9 protein-coding genes and 2 pseudogenes are annotated in these 16400 nt (G+C 71.4%); 7 read left to right on the plus strand and 4 right to left on the minus strand.

Features of this window, described 5'->3' with window-relative positions:
* Nucleotides 1–390, minus strand: a pseudogene (locus ABZ818_RS10790) (hypothetical protein); the annotation flags it as partial.
* 549 nt (nucleotides 391–939) lie between these two features.
* On the opposite strand from ABZ818_RS10790, the gene ABZ818_RS10795 reads away from it, so the two are divergent.
* A complete protein-coding gene (locus ABZ818_RS10795) occupies nucleotides 940–1836 on the plus strand; it encodes a RecB family exonuclease (RefSeq protein WP_361412891.1) in 897 nt (298 codons plus the stop codon).
* A 14-nt stretch (nucleotides 1837–1850) separates the two neighbouring features.
* Nucleotides 1851–2522, plus strand: a complete 672-nt coding sequence (locus ABZ818_RS10800; RefSeq protein WP_361412856.1) for a response regulator transcription factor — start codon at nucleotides 1851–1853, stop codon at nucleotides 2520–2522.
* A gap of 89 nt (nucleotides 2523–2611) precedes the next feature.
* Here the strand turns inward: ABZ818_RS10800 and ABZ818_RS10805 are convergent, their stop codons facing one another.
* The 3 genes from ABZ818_RS10805 to metH all read right to left on the minus strand — a co-directional run bounded on the left by ABZ818_RS10805 (nucleotide 2612) and on the right by metH (nucleotide 9093).
* Nucleotides 2612–4213 (minus strand): ABC transporter substrate-binding protein, encoded by a 1602-nt coding sequence (locus tag ABZ818_RS10805; RefSeq protein ID WP_361412857.1) that lies wholly within the window; start codon nucleotides 4211–4213, stop codon nucleotides 2612–2614.
* A gap of 420 nt (nucleotides 4214–4633) precedes the next feature.
* A complete protein-coding gene (locus ABZ818_RS10810; protein WP_361412858.1) occupies nucleotides 4634–5335 on the minus strand; it encodes an HAD family phosphatase in 702 nt (233 codons plus the stop codon).
* A gap of 239 nt (nucleotides 5336–5574) precedes the next feature.
* On the minus strand, nucleotides 5575–9093 hold the full coding sequence (metH, locus tag ABZ818_RS10815) for a methionine synthase (RefSeq protein ID WP_361412859.1): 3519 nt from the start codon (nucleotides 9091–9093) through the stop codon (nucleotides 5575–5577).
* 299 nt (nucleotides 9094–9392) lie between these two features.
* Here metH and ABZ818_RS10820 point away from each other — a divergent pair, with 299 nt between their 5' ends.
* From ABZ818_RS10820 to ABZ818_RS10840, 5 genes and pseudogenes are all read left to right on the plus strand, one after another.
* Complete coding sequence (locus ABZ818_RS10820; RefSeq protein ID WP_361412860.1) at nucleotides 9393–10157, plus strand: IclR family transcriptional regulator; 765 nt, start codon at nucleotides 9393–9395, stop codon at nucleotides 10155–10157.
* A gap of 1197 nt (nucleotides 10158–11354) precedes the next feature.
* Nucleotides 11355–12149 (plus strand): MIP/aquaporin family protein, encoded by a 795-nt coding sequence (locus ABZ818_RS10825; protein ID WP_361412861.1) that lies wholly within the window; start codon nucleotides 11355–11357, stop codon nucleotides 12147–12149.
* Nucleotides 12150–12245: 96 nt separating this feature from the next.
* Nucleotides 12246–13805 carry a glycerol kinase GlpK gene (glpK, locus tag ABZ818_RS10830; protein WP_361412862.1) on the plus strand — a complete coding sequence of 520 codons (1560 nt, stop codon included), beginning with the start codon at nucleotides 12246–12248 and terminating at the stop codon, nucleotides 13803–13805.
* Between the two features lie 19 nt (nucleotides 13806–13824).
* A complete protein-coding gene (locus ABZ818_RS10835) occupies nucleotides 13825–15456 on the plus strand; it encodes a glycerol-3-phosphate dehydrogenase/oxidase (protein ID WP_361412863.1) in 1632 nt (543 codons plus the stop codon).
* 150 nt (nucleotides 15457–15606) lie between these two features.
* Nucleotides 15607–16277 (plus strand): annotated as a pseudogene (locus tag ABZ818_RS10840) (FadR/GntR family transcriptional regulator).
* The last annotated feature ends 123 nt before the right edge of the window (nucleotides 16278–16400 follow it).

Here is a 16400-nt window from a genome sequence, read left to right on the forward strand (position 1 = left end):
GCCGGTGCGGACGTCTTCGGCGGCGGGCGGCTCCTGCGAGGTGTCGCCGGTGCGGACGTCTTCGGCGGCGGGCGGCTCCTGCGAGGTGTCGCCGGTGCGGACGTCTTCGGCGGCGGGCGGCTCCTGCGAGGTGTCGCCGGAACGGTCCCGTTCCTCCGGCTCCTTCACCTCCTCCGGCTCCTTTGCCCGCTCCGTCGTCTCCGTCGGCTCCTCCGTCCCGCCCTCTGCTTCGGGGGCAGGGGTGGCGGTCGGCGAGGCCGGCTCGGGCGGGGCCGCGTCGGCCGGCTCGGCGCCCGGGCCCACGGAGTCGGGGGCCGGGTCCACCGGGCCCGTGCGGCGATCTGCCGACTCGTCCTTGCCGGAACGCGGCTGTCCGCTCCCGCCGCTCACGTCCACGGTGTCCCCTCGTTCGAAGCACGTCTTCCGTGCCTGACGGCCGGAAGGTCTCGGGTCGATGGTATGCGGCCGTGCCGAGCGGTCACGCCCGGCACCCCATTGTGTTTTCCCCTCTTCGCGCACAACATGACCGTCCCTGGGTCACTGTCAGTGGTGGGCCGTAGGGTCTGGGGCATGGAGACGAGCACGGAGGGCGAGCCCGGCACCCCGCACGACGCCGCCGGACCTGCCCCGCCACGCCACAGCGCGCCGCGGGCCGCCGAGTTGCGGCCCGCGCCGGAGTCGGCTCAGTCGCCGGACGCGACGGGGTCGACGGTCCCCGCACAGGCGGGTGCCGTCGATCTCGTGGCTGCGGACGGCCCAAGAGTCGACGAGGCCGTCACGACCGGTCCGGGCGCGGGTGACGTGGGCACTCACGGAGCCTCCGCGCAGGCTGCGGCGACCGGCGGGGGCGACGCGGGCCCTGTGGCCGCGGGCGGTGCGGGCGGTCCCGACGGCGGTGAAGCGGATGCGCGCGAGGCGGCCGCGGCGCCGGGTGCGGATGTGCCGGGTGGCGACGGGGGCTCGGGCCGGGAGGCCCGCCGGGCTGTCGTACCGCCCAGTTCGCTGTCTCCCTCGCGGGCCGGGGACTTCATGCAGTGTCCGTTGCTGTACCGGTTCCGGGTGATCGACCGGTTGCCGGAGAAGCCGAGTGAGGCGGCGACGCGGGGCACGCTGGTGCACGCGGTGCTGGAGCGGCTGTTCGACGCACCCGCCGCGGAACGGACCGCGCCACGGGCCAAGGAACTGGTCCCGGGCCAGTGGCAGCGGCTGCGCGAGGCGCGGCCCGAGCTGGTGGAGCTGTTCGCCGACGACACCGACGGCGAGCGGCTGGCGCGCTGGCTGGCGGAGGCGGAGCGGCTGGTGGAGCGCTGGTTCACGCTGGAGGACCCGACCCGGCTGGAGCCCGCCGAGCGGGAGCTGTTCGTCGAGGCGGAGCTGGACTCGGGGCTGACGCTGCGCGGGATCATCGACCGGGTGGACGTGGCGCCCACGGGCGAGGTGCGGATCGTCGACTACAAGACGGGCAAGGCGCCCCGTCCCGAGTACGCCGAGGGCGCGCTGTTCCAGATGAAGTTCTACGCCCTGGTGGTGTGGCGGCTGAAGAGGGTCCTCCCGCGGCGGCTGCAACTGGTGTACCTGGGCAGCGGCGACGTACTGACCTACGACCCGGTCCTCGCCGACCTGGAGCGGGTGGAGCGCAAGCTGCTGGCGCTGTGGGAGGCGATCCGACTGGCCACCGAGACCGGTGACTGGCGGCCGCGCCCCACCAAGCTGTGCGGCTGGTGCGACCACCAGGCCCACTGCCCGGAGTTCGGCGGCACTCCCCCGCCCTACCCGCTGCCGGTGAGGGCGGCGGAGTCCGGCACAACGGCGCAGGGCAGAATGGGGCCGGACTAGCGAAGGAGACTCACGTGGCCATCCGCGTCCTACTGGTCGACGACCAGCCGCTGCTGCGCACCGGATTCCGGATGATCCTGGAGGCCGAGCAGGACATCGCGGTCGTGGGCGAGGCCGGAGACGGTCTGCAGGCCCTGGACCAGGTGCGGGCCCTTCAGCCCGACGTGGTGCTGATGGACATCCGAATGCCGCGGATGGACGGCGTGGAGGCGACCCGGCAGATCACCGGACCGGAGCGGGACGGTCCGGCGAAGGTGCTGGTGCTGACCACCTTCGACCTCGACGAGTACGTGGTGGAGGCGCTGCGCGCCGGTGCGAGCGGCTTCCTGCTCAAGGACGCGCCCGCCAACGAGCTGGTGCAGGCGATCCGGGTGGTCGCGGCCGGCGAGGCGATGCTGGCGCCGAGCATCACGCGCCGGCTGCTGGACAAGTACGCCACTCATCTGCCCTCCGGGGAGGAGCCGGTGCCGGACACGCTGCACACCCTCACCGACCGTGAGGTGGAGGTGCTGAAACTGGTGGCGCGCGGCTTGTCCAACGCGGAGATCGCCGCCGATCTGTTCGTCAGTGAGACGACGGTCAAGACGCATGTCGGGCACGTGCTGACGAAGCTGAGGCTGCGCGACCGCGTGCAGGCCGCGGTGTACGCGTACGAGAGCGGACTGGTGCGCCCCGGCGCGCAGTAGCGGCGGCCCCCGCGGCGCGACGCAACGCAACGAAGGGCGCCCCTCCCGGAAGACCGGGAGGGGCGCCCTTCGCCGTAGGTGGTGGCGGATCAGCCGCTCACACCGCGGCCGAGCTCCCACAGCTGAAGCGTCGCGGAGGAGTTGAGGGCGTACGCGGTGCCCGTGATGTTGTCGCGGGCGGCGACGTACTGCTTGCCCTGCCAGAGCGGGATCAGCGGAACGTCGCTGGCGACGATGTCCTGAATGTTCGTCAGGCTCGCGGACGCGGAGAGCCGGTCGGCCTGGCGACGGGACTCCGGGATCAGCTTGCGGATATCGCTGTTGGCGTAGGGGGTGTTGAGGGTGTTGCCCTTGTCGAGGAACGGTGCCAAGTAGTTGTCGGCGTCCGGGAAGTCAGGGAACCAGCCCATGCCGTAGACGTCGTACTCGCCCTTCTTCTCCGCCGGGCGGAAGGTGTCCCAGGGGGTGCCCTGGATGTCGATGTCGAACAGGCCGCTGCCGTTGAGCTGCTGCCGAAGGATCTCGAACTCCTTCTTGGTGGCAGGCCCGTAGTGGTCCGTCGTGTAGTGCATCGTCAGCTTCACCGGGGTGGTGACACCGGCCTTCTCCAGCAGCGAACGGGCCTTGGCCACGCTGGGGTCGCCGTACCGGTTGAAGAAGGAGTTGGAGTGACCGGTGATGGTGGCCGGGACCATCGAGTACAGCGGCTCGGCCTGGGTGCCGTAGACCTCGGAGACGAGTTCGCTGCGGTTGATGATCTGGGCCATGGCCTCACGCACGGCCTTGGACTTCACCGTCGGGGCGTCGGTGTTGAAGGCCAGGTAGCGGATCTCCAGGCCGGCCGTCTCGACGATGCCGACCTTGCTGTCCTTGGCCGCCGACAGCGTGCGGATCTGCTCGGGCGACATGCTGCGGGTCATGACGTCGATGTCACCCTTGTCCAGCGCGTCGCCCATGGTGTCGGCGTCCGCGAAGGAACGCATCTGCACCTTGTCGTTGTTGAGCTTCAACGTCCCCTGGTAGTTGGGGTTCTTGGTGAAGACCCCGTCGACCATCTCGCCGTTCTTGACGTTGGCCTTCAGGGTGTACGGGCCGGAGCCGTCCACGGCGAAGCCGTCGCGGAGCTTGTCCTTCTCGTAGTCCTTGGGGTTGACGATGGCCGCGACGGGCGTCGACAGCTTGTACGGGAAGATGGCGTCGGCCGTGTTGAGGTGGAAGATGACCTCGCGGTCGCCCTGGGTCTCCACGGTGTCCACGGTGGAGAGCAGGCCGGACACACCGCTGTCGGCGTTGATGGAGATGGCTCGGTCGACGGAGAACTTCACGTCGGCCGCGGTGATGGGCTCGCCGCTGGCGAACTTCAGGCCCTCACGCAGGGTGCAGGCGTAGCGCTCGTTGCCGCTGTCCGTGAAACCGCACTTCTCGGCCGCGTCCGGGACGGGGTCGCCGTCGCCCTTGGGCTGGATCATCAGGGTCTGCACGGTCTGGCGCAGGATGTTCCAGGTGCCGACGTCGTAGGCGTACGCCGGGTCCAAGGGTGCCGGGGCGTCCTTCGAAGCGGTGAACCGGTCCGTGGTGCCGACGACGATGGCGTCGCCGCTCTTGCTGCCGCTGTCGGAACCGCCGCACGCGGCGAGTACCGGCGCGAGCAGACCGACCACGGCCGGCAGCACCAAAGTCTTGCGGTTCATGCTCGAGTTTCTCCAGAGCTGTCTTGTCCGTGTATCCGGCATGCAGGGTGTTGCTACGGATCACGGTGGCAGGGTCGATGTTCTCGCGACGAGATTAGTCCTCCCCCGCAGGACCGTTCGCGGCCACCGGAGTTGAGCTCCCATCACGCAGCGGAACCGGGTGCGGACGGACCGGAAACCCGTCACCGGAAGGATTCGTGCAGCGTTCCACCAAACGGGACACAAGGGCGCGCGCACGACATCCGAGAGGCGGCGGGCAGCACGCCCCGGACCCGCTGTCGACCCCTCAGGGAGTGGGGAACGTCACACGTACAAGTAGGGGAACAGCTGCCGGAATTCAGCCATTCGGCGAGCTTTGAATTCGCCCGGACATCCGGTTCGGGGGCCATTTCCGCGGGACTTGGCACGCTGGGTGAACGGTTAGCGCATTTCTGTCATCAGGCCGCGCAGAAATGACAGGTCCACGTCTTCGAGGGTGGGGACGACGGTCCGCCGGAAGGCCGGGGGGATGGGGGCGACCGAGGGGATGGCGACGACCCGGCAGCCGGCGGCCTCCGCGGCGGCGACTCCGGTGACGGTGTCCTCGATCACGGCGCACCGGGTGGGGTCCGCGCCGAGGCCCGCGGCGGCCAGCAGGTAGGGATCGGGGTGCGGCTTGGTGCGGGAGACCTCGTCGCCGGCCACGGACAGGGCGAAGTGCTGGGGGCCGAGCGAGGTCAGGACCCGGTCGATGATGCGGCGGTGGGAGGCGGAGACCAGGGCGGTGGGGATCCGCTGCTCGGACAGTTCGGCCAGCAGCCGTGCGGCGCCCGGCATCAGGGGCAGCGCGCCGTCGATACGGGCCTCGAAGCCCTCGTTCAGCAGGGTGGTGACCTCGGCGAGGGTGACGGCTGCGCCGGTGGCCTCGATGAGGAAGCCCGCGCTGCGGGTCATGGGGCCGCCGACGACGACGTGTCTCCAGGAGTCGTCGAGCCTGTGTCCGAGGGCGGCGAACACCTCCACCTCGACGTCCCACCAGAAGCCCTCGGTGTCCACCAGGGTTCCGTCCATGTCCAGGAGCACGGCCTGCAAGGCTGAGCCTTCGGCCATACGGGTTCCGAGCGCCGGTACCGTGCTTGTCATCCGCGCATACCTCCTTGAGGGACGATCAGGCCGGTTCCCACACGGGGAACCGGCCTGCGATGGACCGACAATTGTACGACGCCCACAACCGAAACGCCCGCACGAACCGCCCACACCTGCATCATCGGCGCACAACGGCACCGGGACTGCGCGCCGGGACGGCCGGTCCGCGGTCCGCTGCCCTCCGGACCAGCCCGCAGGACCTCTCGACCGCGCCGGTGACCAGGGGAAACTCCGGGTCAGCGGGCGTTGAAGTACTTGGCCTCCGGGTGGTGGATGACGATGGCGTCGGTGGACTGTTCGGGGTGGAGCTGGAACTCCTCGGACAGATGGACGCCGATCCGCTCGGGGCGGAGGAGGTCGGCGATCTTGGCGCGGTCCTCCAGGTCGGGGCAGGCGCCGTAGCCGAGGGAGAAGCGGGCGCCCCGGTACTTCAGGGCGAAGATGTCCTCGATGTCGGCGGGGTCCTCACCGGCGAAGCCCAGCTCGGCGCGCACTCGGGCGTGCCAGTACTCGGCGAGCGCCTCGGCCAGCTGCACGGACAGCCCGTGCAGCTCCAGATAGTCGCGGTAGGAGTCGGCGGCGAACAGCCGCGCGGTCTCCTCGCCGATCCTGGAGCCGACGGTGACGACCTGGAGGCCGACCACGTCCCTCTCCCCCGACTCCTCCGGGCGGAAGAAGTCCGCCAGACACAGCCGGCGGCCGCGGCGCTGGCGCGGGAAGGTGAAGCGGGTGCGCTCGTTGCCCTGGTCGTCCAGGATGATCAGGTCGTCGTCCTTGGACACGCAGGGGAAGTAGCCGTGGACCACCGCGGCCTCCAGCAGGCCGTCCGTCTGGAGCCGCTCCAGCAGGCCGCGCAGCCGGGGCCGGCCCTCGCTCTCGACGAGTTCCTCGTAGGTGGGCCCGGCACCGGTGCGCGCCTGCTTGAGCCCCCACTGGCCCTTGAACAGGGCGCCCTCGTCCAGCCAGGACGCGTACTCCTTGAGCTGGATGCCCTTGATCACCCGCGTGCCCCAGAACGGCGGCTCGGGGACCGGGTTGTCGGTGGCCACGTCGGAGCGGACGTGCCCCTCCTCCGGTCGCTGCTCCTCGGTCACCTGGGCGGTGGCGGCCCGCACCCGGCGCTGCCGGAGCTCGGGCAGCTTCGCCCCGGGCACGCCGCGCTTGACCCCGATCAGGGCGTCCATCAGGCGCAGGCCCTCGAACGCGTCGCGGGCGTAGCGGACCTCCCCGTCGTACAGCTCGTGCAGGTCCTGCTCGACATAGGCGCGGGTCAGGGCGGCGCCGCCGAGGATGACCGGGTAGCCGGTCGCCAGGCCGCGGGCGTTGAGCTCCTCCAGGTTCTCCTTCATGATCACCGTGGACTTCACCAGCAGCCCGGACATGCCGATCACGTCGGCCCGGTGCTCCTCAGCCGCCTCCAGGATCGCCGAGACCGGCTGCTTGATGCCCAGGTTGACCACGTTGTAGCCGTTGTTGGACAGGATGATGTCGACGAGGTTCTTGCCGATGTCGTGCACATCGCCGCGGACGGTCGCCAGCACGATCGTGCCCTTGCCCGCCTCGTCGGTCTTCTCCATGTGCGGCTCCAGGTGGGCGACCGCGTTCTTCATCACCTCGGCCGACTGGAGGACGAACGGCAGCTGCATCTGCCCGGAGCCGAACAGCTCGCCGACCACCTTCATGCCGTCCAGCAGGGTGTCGTTGACGATGTCCAGGGCCTTGCGCGTCCGCAGGGCCTCGTCCAGGTCCTGCTCCAGGCCGTTCTTCTCGCCGTCGATGATCCGCCGCTTCAGCCGCTCCTCCAGCGGCAGCGCGGCCAGCTCCTCGGCCTTGCCCGCTTTCAGCGACTTCGCCGTGGCGCCCTCGAACAGCTGCATGAGCTTCTGCAGCGGGTCGTAGCCCTCGCGGCGGCGGTCGTGGATCAGGTCGAGCGCGGTGGTGACCTGCTCCTCGTCGAAGCGGGCGATCGGCAGGATCTTGCTGGCGTGCACGATCGCCGAGTCCAGGCCCGCCTTGACGCACTCGTCCAGGAACACGCTGTTCAGCAGGATCCGGGCGGCCGGGTTCAGACCGAAGGAGATGTTCGACAGGCCCAGTGTGGTCTGCACGTCCGGGTGCCGCCGCTTCAGCTCCCGGATGCCCTCGATGGTGGCCACACCGTCGCCCCGGGACTCCTCCTGGCCGGTGCAGATGGTGAAGGTCAGGCAGTCGACGAGGATGTCCTCCTCACGGATGCCCCAGTTGCCGGTCAGGTCCGCGATCAGCCGCTCGGCGATCTCCACCTTCTTCTCGGCGGTACGGGCCTGGCCCTCCTCGTCGATGGTCAGCGCGATCAGCGCCGCCCCGTGCTCCCGCGCCAGCGCCGTCACCCGCGCGAACCGCGACTCGGGTCCGTCGCCGTCCTCGTAGTTGACCGAGTTGATCACCGCGCGGCCGCCCAGCTGCTCCAGCCCGGCCCGGATCACGTCCACCTCGGTGGAGTCCAGCACGATCGGCAGCGTCGAGGCCGTGGCGAACCGGCCCGCCAGCTCCCGCATGTCCGCGACCCCGTCCCGGCCGACGTAGTCCACGCACAGATCCAGCATGTGCGCGCCCTCGCGGATCTGCTCGCGCGCCAGCTCCACGCAGTCGTCCCAGCGGCCCTCGAGCATGGCCTCACGGAACTTCTTGGACCCGTTGGCGTTCGTCCGCTCGCCGATCGCCAGGTAGGAGGTGTCCTGGCGGAAGGGCACGGTCTGGTACAGGGAGGCCGCGCCCGGCTCCGGGCGCGGGCTGCGCTCCACCGGGGACAGGTCCCGCACCCGCTCGACCACCTGGCGCAGGTGCTCCGGCGTGGTGCCGCAGCAGCCGCCCACCAGGGACAGTCCGTAGTCGCGGACGAAGTGGCCCTGCGCGTCGGCCAGCTCCGGCGCCGTCAGCGGGTAGTGCGCGCCGTCCTTGGTGAGCACGGGGAGACCGGCGTTCGGCATACACGACAGCGGGACGCGCGCGTGCCGGGACAGGTAGCGCAGGTGCTCGCTCATCTCGGCGGGGCCGGTCGCGCAGTTCAGGCCGATCATGTCGACGCCCAGCGGCTCCAGCGCCGTCAGCGCGGCGCCGATCTCCGAGCCCAGCAGCATGGTGCCGGTCGTCTCCACCGTCACCGACACGATCAGCGGGACCTCGTACCCGGCGGTCTCCATCGCGCGGCGGGCCGCGATGACGGAGGCCTTGGTCTGGAGCAGGTCCTGGGTGGTCTCCACCAGCAGCGCGTCCGCGCCTCCGGCGAGCAGGCCCTCGGCGTTCTGCCGGTAGGCGTCGCGGATGGCGGCGAAGGTGGTGTGACCGAGTGTCGGCAGCTTCGTGCCCGGGCCCATGGAGCCCAGCACCCAGCGGGGGCGGCCGTCCTCGGCGGTGAACGCGTCCGCCGCCTCACGGGCGATACGGGCGCCGGCCTCGGACAGCTCGGCGACCCGCTCGGCGATGTCGTACTCGCCCAGGGCGGTCAGGTTGGCCCCGAACGTGTTGGTCTCCACGCAGTCCACTCCGACCTCGAAGTAGGCGGAGTGGACCGAACGGACGATGTCGGGGCGAGTGACGTTCAGGACCTCGTTGCAGCCCTCCAGCTGCTGGAAGTCGTCCAGTGAGGGCTCCTGGGCCTGGAGCATGGTGCCCATCGCTCCGTCGGCTACCACCACACGGGTGGCGAGTGCCTCGCGCAGGGCGGACGCACGGGTCCGGCTGTCGGCGGAAGGGGTCGGCGGCAACGAGGCCATGAAGGGGCTCCCTTGGGCTGCGACGGCTGTCGGCTTTGCACGTTCCCGGGAGGCGAGCACAGCGCTGCCCGGGCGAGGCGCACGCCGCCAGGGTAGCCGGGACCGGCCCCTGACGGTCACGGCGTCCACCAAGCGGACGAGGATGACGGTCGGAACACCCCGGGTGGCGGGGTTCGCGCGACAGGCGACGGCCGACCATTGGCGGGGGATCGGCACGGACCGGTAGTGTTCGGCATTGCCGAACGGGCGCCACGACGAGTCGTCCGCCGGCGGTCGAAGGGGACGGAGGCAGGACGGCGATGGCACGGAACATCCAGTCGCTCGAGCGGGCGGCCGCGATGCTGCGGTTGCTGGCGGGCGGTGAGCGGCGGCTGGGCCTGTCGGACATCGCCTCCTCACTGGGCCTCGCCAAAGGCACCGCCCACGGCATCCTGCGCACCCTCCAGCACGAGGGCTTCGTCGAACAGGACGAGGCCTCCGGGCGGTACCAGTTGGGCGCGGAGCTGCTGCGCCTGGGCACCACTTACCTCGACGTGCACGAACTGCGGGCCCGCGCGCTGGTGTGGACGGACGACCTGGCCCGGTCCAGCGGGGAGAGCGTGTACCTGGGCGTACTGCACCAGCACGGCGTGCTGATCGTGCACCACGTCTTCCGCCCGGACGACAGCCGGCAGGTGCTGGAGATCGGGGCGATGCAGCCGCTGCACTGCACGGCTCTGGGCAAGGTGCTGGCGGCGTACGACCCGGTGGCGCACAGCGAGGCGGTCGAGGCCGACCGCAAGGCGTTCACGGACCGGACCGTGTGCGGGATCCACGACTTCGAGCACATCCTCGACCTCACGCGCGCGCGTGGCTACGCCGCCGACGTCGAGGAGACGTGGGAGGGCGTCGCCTCCATCGCCGCGCCCATCCACGACCGGCGGCGGATGCCGGTCGGCGCGGTCGGCATCACCGGCGCCGTGGAGCGGGTGTGCCGGGAGGGCGAGCTCCGCCACGAACTGGTCGCGGCGGTCCGCGACTGCGCCCGCGCGGTCTCCCGGGACCTGGGCGCCGGACGCTTCTGACCCCCACAGGAAGCCACGGGCCCGCTGGGCGCGTCCCGCGCGACCAGGCGCGGGGCCACTGAGCACCTCCCGTGCGGCCAGGCCGGTACGCCCCGTGGCGCCGTCCTTTGCCGGGCCCGCGCGGCTGGCCGCCGTGCCCGCCGACCGGCATCACCAGCCCCGTGGCACGGACGTGCCGAGAGGGCGGGCTCTCCCACGAACTCGTCACGGCGGTCCGGGACCGGCCCCGCGCGGTCCCGCGGGACCTGGGCGCCGAGCACTTCTGACCGCCGCACAAAGCTGCGGGCCCGCTGGGCCCATCCCGCGCGACCAGGCGCGGGGCCACTGAGCACCTCGCGCGCGACCAGGCGCGGGGGCCGCTGCACGCCGCCCGTCCGTCCCAGGCCGGCACGCCTCGGGACGCACCGGCCTTCGGCCTGCCCGCGCACGGCCGATCGCCATGCCCGCTCGGCCCGCCGCCGTGCCCACACAGCCAGCATCGCCGGTGCCGTGGAGCGGGAGCGCCGAGAGGGCGAGCTGCGCCACGAACTCGTCACGGCGGTCCGGGACCGACGCCCGCAAGGTCTCGCGAGACCTCGGCGCCGGACGCCTCTGACCCCCGCACTAAGCCACGGGACCACCGACCTGGCCGGTACGCCTTCGGGTGCACCGGCCTTCGCCCTGCCCGCCCAGCCCGCCGCCGTGCCCACGCAACCGGCATCGCCGGCGCCGAGGAGCGGTAGCGCCTAGAGGGCGGGCTCCGCCACGCACTCGCGACGGTCCGGGACCGCGCCCGCGCGGTCTCCCGGGACCTGGGCGCCGGACGCTTCGCCACGGACCGCTGCGCGCGTCCCATGCGGCCGGGCGCAGGGGCGCCACTGCGCGCCTCGACGCCTCCAGAGGCACCGGCCTTCGGCCTGCCCGCTCGGCCCGCCATTGCCCTCGCGATCCGCCACCGTACGCGCTCGGCCGACCGCCGGCCCGGTCGGCCGGCGCGGTCAGTAACGATCGCGGTTTCGGTACCGCGGCCCTTGACGCCTGCGTGGTGCGAGGCGAGACTCCCGTCCAACGGTCGGCATTGTCGAACACCTTGCGGTAATACGCGCTAGAGTGTGACAACGCCAGGGCCGGCATCGCCCTCACCCCCGAGGGCGCGAGCTCCCGGACGGAGGGACCCGGGGTTCGGCTACCTCTGGACGAAGGACAAAGGAGTCGCGGGTGTCCAGCTCCGACATCTTCATCGGCGAGACCATCGGTACCGCCGTACTCATCCTGCTCGGCGGCGGCGTCTGCGCCGCGGTGACGCTGAAGGGTTCCAAGGCCCGCAACACCGGCTGGCTCGCCATCGCCTTCGGGTGGGGTTTCGCCGTGATGACGGCCGTGTACATCTCGGGCCCGCTCTCCGGTGCGCACCTCAACCCGGCCGTGACGGTCGCCCTGGCCATCAAGAACAGCGACTGGAGCAACGTGCCGACCTACCTCGGCGGCCAGATGCTCGGCGCCATGATCGGCGCGACCCTGGTCTGGGTCGCCTATTACGGCCAGTTCCACGCGCACCTCACCGACCGGGAGATCGTCGGCGGCCCCGGCGCCCAGACCACCGCCGCCAAGGCGGTCGAGGCCCAGGAGAAGGGCGCGGGCCCCGTCCTCGGCATCTTCTCCACCGGCCCGGAGATCCGGCACGCGGCGCAGAACCTCGCCACGGAGATCGTCGGCACCGTCGTGCTGATCCTCGCGGTCCTCACCCAGGGCCTGAACGACCAGGGCAACGGGCTCGGTGTCCTCGGCGGCCTGATCACCGCCCTCGTCGTGGTCTCCATCGGCCTCTCCCTCGGCGGTCCCACGGGCTACGCCATCAACCCGGCCCGCGACCTCGGCCCCCGCATCGTCCACGCCCTGCTTCCCCTGCCCAACAAGGGCGCGTCCGACTGGGGCTACGCCTGGATCCCGGTGGTCGGTCCGCTCATCGGCGGCGCCATCGGCGCGGGCATCTACAACGCCGCCTTCGCCTGACGGGCACCGCTCTCCGAGCCCTCGCGCGCAGCGCACCGCGCCGCACCCCGAACGCCGTACCCCCGCCCCATCGACCACGGAACCCAGGAGCAGACAGTGACGGACGCCCACACCGCCGGCCTCGCATCCCACGGCCAAGGGCCCTTCATCGCCGCCATCGACCAGGGCACCACCTCGAGCCGCTGCATCGTCTTCGACCGGGACGGCCGGATCGTCTCCGTCGACCAGAAGGAACACGAACAGATCTTCCCCAAGCCGGGCTGGGTCGAACACAACGCCACCGAGATCTGGACCAACGTGCAGGAGGTCGTCGCCGGCGCCATCGCGAAGGCCGGCATCACCCGCGACGACATCAAGGCCATCGGCATCACCAACCAGCGCGAGACCACCGTGCTGTGGGACCGGAACACCGGCGAGCCCGTCCACAACGCCATCGTCTGGCAGGACACCCGTACCGACGCCCTGTGCAAGGAACTGGGCCGCAACGTCGGCCAGGACCGCTTCCGCCGCGAGACCGGCCTCCCCCTCGCCTCCTACTTCGCCGGTCCCAAGGCCCGCTGGCTGCTCGACAACGTCGAGGGACTGCGCGAGCGCGCCGAGGCGGGCGACCTGCTGTTCGGGACCATGGACACCTGGGTCATCTGGAACCTGACCGGCGGCACGGACGGCGGCAAGCACGTCACCGACGTCACCAACGCCTCCCGGACCCTCCTGATGAACCTGCACACCATGGAGTGGGACCAGAAGATCGCCGAGTCGATCGGCGTACCGACGCGGATCCTGCCCGAGATCCGCTCCTCCGCCGAGGTCTACGGCGAGATCAAGGGCGGCAAGCTGGGCGACCTGCTCGGCGGCATCCCGGTCGCCTCCGCGCTCGGCGACCAGCAGGCGGCCCTGTTCGGCCAGACCTGCTTCTCCGAGGGCGAGACCAAGTCGACGTACGGCACCGGCACCTTCATGGTGATGAACACCGGCGACAAGATCATCAACTCGTACAGCGGGCTGCTGACCACCGTCGGCTACCGGATCGGCGACGACAAGCCGGTCTACGCCCTGGAGGGCTCGATCGCCGTCACCGGCTCCCTGGTGCAGTGGATGCGCGACCAGATGGGCCTGATCTCCACCGCCGCCGAGATCGAGACGCTCGCGCTGTCGGTCGAGGACAACGGCGGCGCCTACTTCGTGCCGGCCTTCTCCGGCCTGTTCGCCCCGTACTGGCGCTCCGACGCCCGCGGTGTGATCGCCGGCCTGACCCGGTACGTGACCAAGGCGCACCTCGCGCGGGCCGTCCTGGAGGCCACCGCCTGGCAGACGCGGGAGATCGCGGACGCCATGACCAAGGACTCCGGTGTCGAGCTGACGGCGCTGAAGGTCGACGGCGGTATGACCTCCAACAATCTGCTGATGCAGACGCTCGCGGACTTCCTGGACGCCCCCGTGGTGCGCCCGATGGTCGCCGAGACCACCTGCCTCGGTGCCGCCTACGCCGCCGGTCTCGCCGTCGGCTTCTGGAACAGCACCGACGACCTGCGCGCCAACTGGCGCCGGGCCGCCGAATGGACCCCCCGCATGGACGCGGGCATCCGCGACCGTGAGTACAAGAACTGGCTCAAGGCCGTCGAGCGGACCATGGGCTGGCTCGACGACGAGAGCTGACAAGGAGCAAGAACAAGCGATGACCGGTCAGTCCACCCTGCAGTCCGTGCCCGCCCTGGGGACGGTTCCGTCCTTCGGCCCGAACCCGAGCCGTGCCGAGACCCGGGAGCAGCTCTCGAAGGCGGCCTACGACCTCCTCGTGATCGGCGGAGGCATCCTGGGCATCTCCACTGCCTGGCACGCCGCGCAGTCCGGTCTCAGGGTGGCCCTGGTCGACGCCGGCGACTTCGCCGGCGCCACCTCCTCCGCCTCCTCCAAGCTGCTCCACGGGGGTCTGCGCTACCTGCAGACCGGCGCGGTGAAGCTGGTGGCGGAGAACCACTTCGAGCGCCGTGCGGTCTCCCGCCAGGTGGCTCCCCATCTGGCGAACCCGCTCACCTTCTACCTCCCCGTGTACAAGGGCGGGCCGCACGGCGCGGCGAAGCTCGGGGCGGGCGTGTTCGCCTACTCCGCGCTGTCCGCCTTCGGCGACGGCGTGGGCCACCTGCTCAGCCCGGCGAGGGCGGCGCAGGACGTGCCGGAGCTGCGCACCGAGAACCTCAGGGCGGTGGCCGTCTACGGCGACGACCAGATGAACGACGCGCGCATGGCGCTGATGACGGTCCGCGCCGCCGTCGTGTCCGGCGCGGTCGTCCTCAACCACGCCGAGGTGACCGGTCTGCGCTTCACCCGGGGCCGGGTCACCGGCGCCGAGCTGAGGGACCGGCTGTCCGGCGAGGAGTTCGGGGTGGACGCCCGTCTGGTGCTGAACGCGACCGGCCCCTGGGTCGACCACCTGCGCAGGATGGAGGACCCGAACGCGGCGCCGTCGATCCGCCTGTCCAAGGGCGCGCACCTGGTGCTCAAGCGCACCTCCCCGTGGAAGGCCGCGTTGGCCACGCCGATCGACAAGTACCGCATCACCTTCGCCCTCCCCTGGGAGGACATGCTGCTGCTCGGCACGACCGACGAGGAGTACGAGGGCGACCCGGCCGATGTCGCGGTCGACGACAAGGACATCGCCCAGATACTCGACGAGGCCGCTTCCTCCGTACGCGGCCGGCAGCTCGACCGCGACCTGATCACGTACGCGTTCGCCGGGCTGCGGGTGCTGCCGGGCGGCCCCGGGGACACCGCCAAGGCCAAGCGCGAGACGGTGGTGACGGAGGGCAGGGGCGGCATGCTGTCCGTGGCGGGCGGCAAGTGGACCACCTTCCGGCACATCGGCCGGACGGTGATGAAGAAGCTGGAGTCCCTGCCGAGCGCCCCGCTGGGCGAGGACTTCGAGCCGATCTCCTCGCTGCCGAAGAGGCTGCCGCTGCCCGGCATCGCCAACCCGCGGGCGGTCGCCCACCGGCTCCTCGTGGACCGGCCGGCGCCCGGTCCGCGCATGGCGGCCGACACCGCCAAGCACCTGGCCACGCACTACGGTTCGCTGGCCTTCGACATCGCCCGGCTGACCAACGAGAACCCGGAGCTCGGCGAGCGGGTCCACCCGGACGCCCCGGAGATCTGGGCGCAGGTCGTCTGGGCCCGGGATCACGAGTGGGCCCAGACGGCGGACGACGTGCTGCGCCGGCGTACGACGCTGACGATCCGCGGCCTGGCCACGGACGAGGTACGGGCGAAGGTGCGGGACCTGCTCGACCGGAGGCAACCCGAGGGGCAGTGAGCAGAGCCGCCGGGCCGGCGCCGCGGCCGGCTCCCCCCGCAAGGGTGTCGGCCGCGGCGCTGAGCTGTGCCTTTTCCTCCCGGGCCGCTCCGGGGAACCTCCATAATGGTCCGAGACATCCGATGTCTGAACGGACTGGGGAGGCCGGTCATGGCGGTGACCGACGAGGCGATCGAGAAGATCAAGGGGATGATCGTCGCCGGTGCGCTGCGCCCCGGCGACCGGCTGCCCAAGGAGAGCGAACTCGCCGCCGAACTGGGGCTGTCGCGCAACTCCCTGCGGGAGGCCGTGCGGGCGCTGTCCCTGATCCGGATCCTGGACGTTCGGCAGGGCGACGGCACCTACGTCACCAGCCTGGATCCCCAACTGCTGCTGGAGGCACTGGGTTTCGTCGTGGACTTCCACCGCGACGACACGGTGCTGGAGTTCCTGGCGGTGCGCCGCATCCTGGAGCCGGCCGCGACCGCGATGGCGGCGTCCCGCATCGGCGAGGAGCAACTGGACGCGCTCGACGCCCGGTTGGACGCGCTCGGCGACGATCCCTCGGTGGAGGAGCTGGTCGCCTGCGATCTGGAGTTCCACCGGGGCATCGCGCGGGCTGCGGCAACTCGGTGCTGTGCTCCCTGCTCGACGGGCTGTCCGGGCCCACCACCCGGGCCCGCGTCTGGCGCGGACTGGCCCGGCGGGACGCGGTCGGCCGCACCCTGCGCGAGCACCGCGCCATCCTCGGCGCACTGCGCGACCGGGACGCGGAGGCGGCGCGGTCGTGGGCGACGGTGCACATCGCGAGCGTGGAGCAGTGGCTGCGCTCGGCCCGGTGACCCATCGGAGGTGTGGCCCGGCGGACGGGCGGGGCCGCGGGGGCGGCGATCATGGGTGTTCGAAGGACTAGGACGGGGCAGTGATCCGTTCACTCCCCCGTGCAAGGGGGCTGCGGGCGCCCC

It is taken from the genome of Streptomyces sp. NPDC047453 (assembly GCF_040643155.1).
Taxonomy (GTDB): Bacteria; Actinomycetota; Actinomycetes; order Streptomycetales; family Streptomycetaceae; genus Streptomyces.

Bases quoted from the DNA above. Each gene is read 5' to 3' on its own strand.
- ABZ818_RS10835 (WP_361412863.1), top strand. From the start codon at position 13,825: ATGACCGGTCAGTCCACCCTGCAGTCCGTGCCCGCCCTGGGGACGGTT.
- metH (WP_361412859.1), bottom strand. From the start codon at position 9,093: ATGGCCTCGTTGCCGCCGACCCCTTCCGCCGACAGCCGGACCCGTGCG.
- ABZ818_RS10805 (WP_361412857.1), bottom strand. From the start codon at position 4,213: ATGAACCGCAAGACTTTGGTGCTGCCGGCCGTGGTCGGTCTGCTCGCG.
- ABZ818_RS10810 (WP_361412858.1), bottom strand. From the start codon at position 5,335: ATGACAAGCACGGTACCGGCGCTCGGAACCCGTATGGCCGAAGGCTCA.
- ABZ818_RS10820 (WP_361412860.1), top strand. From the start codon at position 9,393: ATGGCACGGAACATCCAGTCGCTCGAGCGGGCGGCCGCGATGCTGCGG.